The following is a 9262-nucleotide window of genomic DNA, read 5'->3' as shown; positions in this document are numbered from 1 at the left end:
GTCCGGTGCCGGAGCGTCCGCCGGGGCGCCGGGCGCCTGGGCGGGGCGGGCCGCGGGGGCCACCGCGGGACGGCGGCGCTCCGGGGCCGCGGCGGACCTGCCGGTGGGGGAGTCGGTCACCGGGGAGAGCCACTGCACGGGCAGGAAGACGCTCGCCCGGGTCCCCCCGGTGATGGAGGGGCGGAACTCGATCCGCATCCCGAAACGCTCGCCCGCCAGCCGCGCCGCCGCCAGACCGAGGCGGCTGCCCGACAGGTCGGTGATGTCCAGGGGGCGTTCCAGGTCGACGGTGGTGCGGGCGCGCTGCAGCGTCTCCGTCCGCATCGGGAGCCCGCTGTCGTCGATGTGCAGCACGATTCCACTGGTGGCGTTCTCCACCGTGACGTGGACCTGGGTGGTGGGCGGGCTGAACTGCAGCGCGTTGTCGATCAGTTCGGAGAGCACGTGGATCGCGGCGTTGACCGCCGGCCCACGCACCCCCTGCGGCACCGGCGGGAGGGCCGCCACCACGCGGGTGAAGTCCTCGCTGCGGCCCACCGCGGCGCGCACCACGTTGGCGATGGGAACGGGGCGCGGCCAGGGGCGCCCCGTGCGCCGCGCCCCCGTCAGGACCAGCAGGCGCTGGGCGAGCAGGTCCATCGGGGCCAGCTGCCGGTCGAGCGCCTCCATGTCCTTGCGGACCTGGCTGTGCGGCACGCTGGCGTGGACGTTGTCCTGCCAGTACGGCAGCTTGCGCCGGTCCAACTCCGCGACCTGCGCGGTCACGGCGGCCTGGACGCGGGAGGCGCCGCTCTCCAGGACGGAGAGCGCGCTCGCCAGCCGGCGCCGCTCGGTGTACACCGTGCGGACGGCGGTCTCCACCAGCTCCCGCACCGCGGGGTGCGACGGCAGGTGCTCCTGCCCCTGGGCGAGGACGGTGTCGGCCGAGGCCCGGCCGTGGGAACCGTCGGTCGCCCAGGGCAGCGAGTGGCGAATCGCGCGAGCCAGGTCCGTGTGGAGTGCGGTGAGATCGGACTCCAGCCGCGTCGCACGGTGCCGCTCCGCCAGCAACGCATCCTGGGTGCGGGCCGCTCGGCGCCGAGTGACGACCGCGCCCGTGCAACCGAGCACGGTCAGCGCACCGGCCACGGCGGCGGCCACCGGGACGGCGGACGGCGCCAGCAGGGCCACGGCCCCGACGGTCGCGAGCCAGACCCCGGCGGCGAGGGCCACCGCCAGGACGACGGCCCGTCGGTTGCCGCGGCTCTCGGCAGGGGGCGCGGGCGGCTGTGACGCGGGCCCCGCCGCGCCGGACGGCGCGTCGTGGTTCATAGGGAGCTCCTCGTTCCGGAGAGCGCGCAGGGACGAGGGCCGCTGCCGGCCGGGGGACCGGTGGTGTGCATGGGCCAGACCTCTAGACGTTCAACGGGCGTGCGGTCGGCGGGGGTCCGGAGACCGGCGACTCGTCCCGGTGCTCCGTCCCCGCGGTCGGACCGACCGTCGGGCGCGCCGCGCCGGGTCCTCCGGGGCCCGCGCGCCGAGCGCCGCGCCCCTCCCGTCGCGCCGTGCACCGCAGGCGGACCACGTCACAGGACCTGATCGAACAGACGTCTGGTCCTGACGCGTGGCCAACACAATAGTTGTAGTCGGCCGATTGCTGAACCTGTCCTACCGTCGGGACGGGAACGTTCTCCCTCTTGTGACCGACACGTCGTCAGCGCGTGAGGCCGGGGCGGCACGGCAGCCCGCCGGAGCCCCGGGCGAGCACCCCGGGCCCGCCCGAGATCCCGGACGTGCCCGGCGTGCTCGAACGGCCGGTCAGTCCAGCTCGCGCACCTGGACGTCGCGGAACCACACGTCGGAACCGGTGTGGTGGTTCTGCAACCCGATGCGACCCGACGACAGGTCACGGTCGGGGGAGGCGCCGGTGGTGTCGAACTCGTTGATCAGGACACCGTTGAGGAGCACCGTGATCCGCCGGTCCTCCACCGTGATGTCGTAGCTGTTCCACTGGCCCGGCGGGTTGAGGGCGGCGTCCCGCGCCTCGATGTCCGCGCCCTGGAAGTCGTAGATCGCCCCCGTGGTCTTCTCGGGCACGTCGGTGGCGTCGATCTGCACCTCGAACGCCTGGTTGCGGGCCCCCGCGTCACCCGCCGGGTCCGGCAGGCCGAGGTGCACACCCGAGTTGTCGTCCCCGCCCATCTTCCAGTCCAGCTTCAGCTGGTAGTCGGTCAGTTCGTCCGGGTGGCTGACCAGGCCGAGCCCGCCGATCGAGCGCATGGTGCAGTCGGCCTGAGTGACGAAGCCGCCGGGGCCGGCCATCTCCCACGCCGCCAGGCTCTCGTCGGTCCCGTCGAAGAGCATCCGGAAGCCGTCCTCGGGCTGCGAGGGCGTGCACGGCTCCTCCCACAGGCGCAGGTGGTCCCAGTTGACGTGGCGGTCGTCATCCTCGCCGGCCGACACCGTGATGGTGTTGGTCCCCGCCTCCAGCTCCAGAAGCTCGACGTGGTCGGCCCACGCCTGCCAGGTGCCGGTGGTCTCCACCGCGATCTGGCCCAGGTCCTCGCCGTTGACGTCCAGCGAGATCGTCTTGGTCCCGACGTAGGGGTTGGGTCCGTTGGCGTAGCGGAACGTCACCGGGTGGGTGCCGGCCTCCGCCACGTCCACCCGCCAGGTCAACGAGGCACCGATGGTGTTGAAGCCGTCGACGAAGCCCTCACCCGTGAAGTGCGGGTGCTCGTCGTCGATGTCCGCGCCGCCGCGCAGCTCGCCGTCCTCCGCCTCGTACACCCCGGTCTCGTTCGGGGGCTCGACGTACCCGGGGATCGAGTGCAGCGTGTACCAGGCCTCGGTGCTCCACAGCGGTGTCCCGTCCTCCGCGGCGAACGGCCGGGGTGAGCGCACGTGCGCCACCCGGTCCTCCCGCAGGCCGGGCACGACCAGGCTGACGGTGCGCCCGTCGTCCGACAGCGAGGCGCCGGTGACGGTCAGCTGCTCCTGGTTGCGCTTCGGCCCGCCGTACTGCGAGGTCGGGTTGTAGGACCACTGCTGCACCAGGTAGCGCTCGGCGAGGCCGTCGACCAGCTCCGAGGCCACCGGTTTGGTGTAGGTGATGTCGAACCCGGACCCGGTGACCTCCATCGCCTCCATGTCCATGGCGTCCTCGGAGGTCGGCGTCAGCTTCTGGAGCCCGTACGGGAACTTGCCGGGCTGCTCCCAGTTGCCGCCGCCGCCGATCCCGCCGACGTAGAACGATCCGTCCGGGCCGAGCGCGAGCCGGCTCACGCCGGACTCCAGCCCCTGCGTCATGCGGAAGACGGCCCCCTGCTTGCGGCCGTCGACCTCCTCCAGGAACGCGCGCTGCAGACCGCCGTAGGTGACGTCCCCGATGAGGAGCTGCCCGGCGAACGGGCCCTCCTCGACGAGGACGGGATTGGTGGGCGAGTTGGAGATCTCGCCGTGCGGCAGCCAGAGCACCGGCTCGATGACCGGCCGGTCGTCGAACGGCCCGGCGGGGGTGGTGTAGTGGTTGTAGAAGCCGCCCTCCTCGATCTCCACCAGCTTGGAGGCGGGCAGCCAGTCGCCCTGGTTGTCCGTCACGAAGATCTCGCCCTCGCCGCCCCAGCCGATCCCGTTGGGGGTGCGCAGCCCGCCGGCGACGTACTCGACCTCCCCGGACTCCTTGTCGATCCGCACCGAGGTGCCCCGGTTGTCGACGTGCTGCGGGACGGTGGTGCGGCCGCCGGGGGTGATGGCCACCGAGAGGTTCAGGTAGTAGTGGTCCTCGTCGGCGAGCAGGCCGAAGCCGAACTCGTGGTAGGTCCCGCCGCTGGGCCAGGTGGCGATCGCCTCGGTCTCCTCGTAGACGCCGTCCCCGTCGGCGTCGACCAGCCGGCTCAGCTGGTGCTTCTCCGCGACGATGATCTCGCCGTCCTCGACGAGCACGCCCTGCGGTTCGTTCATGTCGGTGGCGACGACCTCGGTGACCACGGTGTCCGGCCCCGCGTCGGCGCCCACCGTGCCGTCGACGATCTCCACCGCCCCGTCGAAGCTCTCCCGGCCCGCCCAGGTGGTGATGACCATGCGGCCGTCGTCGAACCAGTCCATCCCGGTCACCCGGGGTTCGAACCCTTCCGGCCGGAGGTCGGTGACCTCGTAGTTCGGGTGCACCCCGGCCAGGGGCGCGTTGTCGCCGGGGCTCGCGTCGGCGTCCAGGCAGGACTTCACCCCGGGTGAGGTGACCCGAGTGACGTCGGCGTCGGTGGTCAGCGCCGATCCGGGAACCTTCTCGAACGCGGAGGCACCCGGCGGCCGCCACTCCAGGCGGAGCGCCTTGCCGTGCGCGCCCTGGAAGTAGGCGATCCGCAGGGCGTTGGGCCCCTCCTCCAGTTCGGCGGTGCCGTCCGCTCCGGTGGGCGGCTGGCGGCGGTCGTTCTCGATGATCTCCTCGTCGCCGATGTACAGCCGGGAGCCGTCGTCGCTGGTGACCCGGAACTCGTAGCTGCCGGCGGCCGGCGCGTGCAGGTTGCCGATCACCTGCGCCATGAAGTTGTTGGCGGCGCCGCCGAAGTCGTCGGTGGTCTCCCAGTCGACGTCCGGCCGCAGCACGTCGATGTTGGGGGTCTGCCCGTCCGTCAGGGTGCAGATGCGCTCCGGTTCGAAACCGACGTCGAAGACGCGGAGCGTCACGCCCGGTTCCTGCGGCGGGAGCTCCCCAGCCGGTGCAGCCCCGGCGCTGCCGGCGGGCACCAGGACGGCGGCCAGCATCGCGAGGCCCACCGCCCCGGCGCCGGCCGTGTGTCGACGTGATCGTGGAAGCATGTGCAGACTCCTTCGTCCGGTTGTCCGACGGTGCGCGGTCTCCGTGCCCCCAGGTCGCTCCGTTCTCAGATCACGCGGGCCCCGTCCCGCGAGGCGTAGGTGTCCAGCCGTCCGCACATCCCCCAGGCGTCGCCCGCCTCACCGCGATGGACGGCGGCGGACCGCAGGTGCGCGGCGTCCCCGTCGGCGAGCGCCGCGAGCTGCGCCGCCGTCCGCGCCACCTCCGCAGCGGGGCCCGCCTCGAAGGTCCGCCGCCAGTCGGCCAGCGCGGGGCGGACCAGGCGCAGCGCGGCCGCGTGGAACTCGGCCACCGCCGACCGGTCGCCGGCCGCCGCCCGGTCGCGGAGCACCGCGTGACCGGCGAGCGCCAGGTCGCGGCGGCGCCGGGCGCTGCCCTCCCGGTCCGCCGGGTCCAGCGCCGCCGCGGCGCGGTAGGCGTCGGGGTCCGCCAGGACGTCGGAGGGGAAGGTGAACACCGCGTCTCCCGCCTCGGGCAGGCCGGCGTTCTGCATCAGCACCAGGATGCGCAGCCCGCCGTCGTTGATCAGCCGGTGCACCGTGCCCGGCGTGAACCACACCAGGTCGCCCTCGGCCAGCGGCACCGTCGCCGCCCCCTCCGCGGTGACGACCTGGACCGCCCCGCTGCCACCCGTCACCGCGTACGCCTCGGTGCAGGCCAGGTGCATGTGCGGCGTGCCGCCGCAGTGCCCGTCGGCGCCCGGGGGAGCGGGCCAGTCGTAGACGCGCAGCCGGGACAGGCCGATACCGCCCGGCAGCGCCGGGGCGCCGGCGGTCGTGCCGGGGTCGTCGGTGTGCGGTGTGCGGTGCACGGGAAACTGCCTCCTCGGGCCCGGCGCCGCGCGTCGCGGACCCCGCCCCGGAGCTGTGCGACTGCGCGGGGCAGCGGGTGGTGCGTGCGCGGGTGCGGGCGTGGCGTCACCGACGCCGGGCCGGTGCGTGTCGGCGGGGTGGGGCGCGGGGCCGGGCGGCCGGTGGGGGGTGGGCGCGCCCCGCGTCGTGGGGGTGGGTGGGGGGTCGGCCGGCGCACGACCGCCGGAGCGGGCGCGGGCCACCGGTGGGCGAAATGCGGGCAACACCCGCATCCGGTGCAGAAAGCGTTTTCGCTCCAGGACGGTAGGCCGCGCGAAATGCACTGTCAACACAGCCGTCACGGTCCCGGTCGCCCGCGGCGCGTCCCGCCGGTCGGCGACCGTCGCCCGCCGTGAGGCGCCGGGCGGCGGTGGATCACGGGGCGCCGGTCCGCCGGTTCCTGAGGTCGGGACACGAGTCGCGCAGCCTGACCTGACCCGGCACCAGGACGTCCTCCCCCTCGACCGCCCCGCCGCCCAGGGCCAGTTCGGCGGCGCGCCCGCCGATCGCGCCCAGTGGGAAGTGCACGGTGGTCAGCCGCGGTGTCACGTCTGCGGCGGTCTCGATGTCGTTGAACCCGGTGACGGCGATGTCCTGGCCGGGGCGCAGCCCGCCGTCCCGCAGCGCCGTCATCGCCCCCACCGCCATGAAGTCGTTGCCCGCGCAGAGGACGTCGGCCGCGGCCAGCCCGCCGCGCGCCAGCAGCCGTCGGGTCGCGCGGTAGCCGCCGCCCCGGTCGAACGCGTCGCGCTCGACGGCGACCACCCGGCCGCCCCCGGCCGCCAACCCCTCCCGGAGGCCGTCGGTGCGCTCCCGCACTGTCTCCAGCCGACCGGAGCCGGTGACGACGACGGCCCGCCGGTGGCCGAGGCCGGCGACCGCCGCGCCCAACGCCCGCGCGCCGTCGAGATTGGCCGGACGCACCGCCGGCAGCCCGCCGGCCGGCCGGCCGATGAACACCGCCCGGCCGCCCCCGGCGCAGAGCGCGCGCAACTCCGCGAGCAGCGCCTCGCCGTGCGGGCTGCCGACGGTGCGGCTGCCGCCCACGACCACGGCGCGCGGGCGCTGGCCGCGGATCGTGCGCAGCGAGGTCAGCTCGCGGGCCGTGTCGCGACCGGTGACCGCGACGGTGACGATGACGCCGTGGCGCTGCGCGGACCGTGCCACGCCCTCGGCGATGGCCGAGAAGTACGGGTCGTCGATGGTGCTGACCAGCAGCGCGAGGACCGGCGCGGTGCCGCGGGCGATGGCCTGCGCCGAGAGGTCGGGTCGGTAGTCGAGCTCCCGGGCCGCCCGCAGCACCCGCTCCCGGTGCTGCGGGCCCACCCGGCGGGTGCTCTGGTGCAGGACCCGGGAGGCGGTGGCCGGTGAGACCCCGGCACGTGCCGCGACGTCGGCGAGTGTCGGCGCACCCCTGGTCGCGCGGGTTCTCGGCTTTCGCACGGACCGCCCCGTTTCTCTCCAGGCATTGACGCCCCATCAGGCTGTACTTAACATCCCCGAAATGGGAAAGCGCTATCCCCCACCCGTCCGACTTCGTCGGCAAGCGCTTTCCCGGCACGGTCAGGCTCCATCCGTCGTCCCCACCAGCGACGCGAGGTCCGCATGACGCAACAGACCGAGAACGTGCCCGTCCGGACCGCCGCCCGCGGTTCTGATCCACCGACGCACAGCGTGCCGCGGGAGAAATCCCGCTGGGCCTCACGAGCCGCCGCGACGGTCCATCCGGCCGGCTTCCTCGCGCTCCTGATGGGCACCTGGTTCCTCGTCACCGGCGCCGGCATGGTGCAGCCCTACATCATCCCGTCCCCCGCCGACACCTGGGCCGCCTTCGTCGACCACCCCGAGTACCTCTGGTCGCACACGCTGGTGACCACCGGGGAGACGGTCGCCGGATTCGTCATCGCCGCCGTCGTCGGCGTTCTCGTCGCCGTTCTGATGGTCTATTCGCCGGCGCTGGAGAAGACGTTCTACCCGCTGATCCTCTTCGCCCAGGTGATCCCCAAGATCGCGATAGCGCCGCTCTTCGTGGTGTGGCTCGGATTCGGTGCGAGTCCCAAGATCCTCGTCGCCGTCCTGATGGCGTTCTTCCCGGTGGTCATATCCGGTATCAGCGGGCTGCGCTCGGTCGATCCGGAACTGCTGGAACTCACCTCGACCATGGGGGCCTCCCGGGTCAGGACGTTCTGGAAGGTCCGCTTCCCCGCCGCGCTCCCCGAACTGCTGTCGGGGCTGAAGGTGGCCGCGACGCTGGCCGTCACCGGCGCGGTGGTCGGCGAGTTCGTCGGCGCCAACTCGGGCCTCGGCTACGTGATCCTCCAGGCGAACGGCAACGTCGACACCGCCATGCTGTTCGCCGCGCTCATCATCATGTCCGCGCTGGGCGTCCTGCTCTTCGCCGTCATCCAGGTGGCGGAGGCCCTCCTGATCCCCTGGCACGCCTCGCGCCGCAACCGGGGCTGACCCGGCCGACGGGGCCGCCCCGACAGGCGGGGCCACCCCGCCCCCGGGCGGGCTCCGCCACCCCCACGACACGGAAGGACGCCCCCATGCCCGTCCGCACCCCGCCCCGCCCGGCCCGTCCGGCCGCCGCCGTCCTGCTGGCCGGCGCCTGCGCGCTCGCCCTCTCCGCCTGCGGCGGCCAGGACGGCCCGGGCGACGGCGACAACGTGACCCTGCAGCTCAACTGGTACCCCTACGGGGAGCACGCCGCCTTCTACCACGGCGTCGCGGAAGGAATCTACGAGAAGCACGGCATAGCGCTGACGATCGAGGCGGGCCAGGGCTCCGCACGGGTCGTCCAGGCCGTGGGACAGCGGGACTTCGACTTCGGCTGGGCCGACACCCCCGCCCTGCTCGCCAACATCGACCAGGGCGTCGACGTCCGCTCCGTCGGCGTCTTCCTCCAGTCCACCCCCTCGGCGGTCCAGGTCTTCAGCGACACCGGTATCGAGGAGCCGGACGACCTTCGCGGACGGACGATCGCCGTCTCCGCCGGGGACGCCGTCACCCTCACCTTCCCGCTCTACCTCGACGCCGTCGGCCTCGACGAGGCCGACGTCACCCAGCAGAACCTCGACTCCGCGGGCAAGAACGCGGCCATGATGGTCGGCCGGGTCGACGGCCTCATCGGCTTCGCCCACGACCAGGGGCCCAAGATCGCCGACGAGAGCGGCCGCGACGTCACCTACCTGCGCTACACCGACGCCGGGCTGAACTTCTTCAGCAACGGCCTGGTCGCCCACAACACCACCATCGCCGACGACCCCGACCTGGTGGAGCGCATGGTCGCCGCCACGACCGAGGCCTTCACCGCGGCGCAGGAGGACCCGGAGGCGGCCGTCGAGGCCATGGCCGGCAAGAACCCCCAGATGCCCTCCACCGAGGTGCTGCTCCAGCAGTGGCAGGAGACGATCCCGCTGCTCGCCACCGACCGCACCGCGGGGCTGCCGCCCGGCGTCACCGATGCGGCGGACTGGCGGGAGACGATCGAGGTGCTGGCCGAGGCCGACCTGCTCGCCGAGGCCAGGGAGACCGACGCGTACTTCGACGGGTCCTTCACCGCCGGAGGGGAGTGACGGTGTTCGCACGA

At 73.6% G+C, this 9262-nt stretch carries 6 protein-coding genes; 2 read left to right on the top strand and 4 right to left on the bottom strand.

The genetic code is table 11. The annotated features are described in order from the left end of the window. From HCN56_RS07105 to HCN56_RS07090, 4 genes are all read right to left on the bottom strand, one after another. Nucleotides 1-1311, bottom strand: a 1311-nt coding sequence (locus HCN56_RS07105; protein WP_167968630.1) for a sensor histidine kinase, incomplete at its 3' end; no start/stop codon positions are given. A gap of 486 nt (nt 1312-1797) precedes the next feature. Continuing rightward, nucleotides 1798-4800 (bottom strand): 3-keto-alpha-glucoside-1,2-lyase-like domain-containing protein, encoded by a 3003-nt coding sequence (locus tag HCN56_RS07100; RefSeq protein WP_245246220.1) that lies wholly within the window; start codon nt 4798-4800, stop codon nt 1798-1800. A gap of 65 nt (nt 4801-4865) precedes the next feature. Then, nucleotides 4866-5630, bottom strand: coding sequence for a cupin domain-containing protein (locus HCN56_RS07095; RefSeq protein WP_167968629.1), 765 nt, complete (start codon nt 5628-5630; stop codon nt 4866-4868). A 415-nt stretch (nt 5631-6045) separates the two neighbouring features. Beyond that, nucleotides 6046-7113 (bottom strand): LacI family DNA-binding transcriptional regulator, encoded by a 1068-nt coding sequence (locus HCN56_RS07090; RefSeq protein ID WP_167968628.1) that lies wholly within the window; start codon nt 7111-7113, stop codon nt 6046-6048. 162 nt (nt 7114-7275) lie between these two features. On the opposite strand from HCN56_RS07090, the gene HCN56_RS07085 reads away from it, so the two are divergent. Together HCN56_RS07085 and HCN56_RS07080 are read left to right on the top strand one after the other, a co-directional pair. Next, entirely contained in the window at nt 7276-8133 is an 858-nt protein-coding gene (locus HCN56_RS07085; protein ID WP_209312446.1) for an ABC transporter permease, read from the top strand. An 86-nt stretch (nt 8134-8219) separates the two neighbouring features. After that, nucleotides 8220-9248, top strand: a complete 1029-nt coding sequence (locus HCN56_RS07080; RefSeq protein ID WP_167968627.1) for an ABC transporter substrate-binding protein — start codon at nt 8220-8222, stop codon at nt 9246-9248. The last annotated feature ends 14 nt before the right edge of the window (nt 9249-9262 follow it).

The sequence above is a fragment of the Streptomyces lonarensis genome, from assembly GCF_012033735.1.
In the GTDB taxonomy this organism is placed as follows: Bacteria; Actinomycetota; Actinomycetes; order Streptomycetales; family Streptomycetaceae; genus Streptomyces; species Streptomyces lonarensis.
Note: the sequence above shows the minus strand (reverse complement) of the source record. Positions and strands in the feature narration are given on the sequence as shown.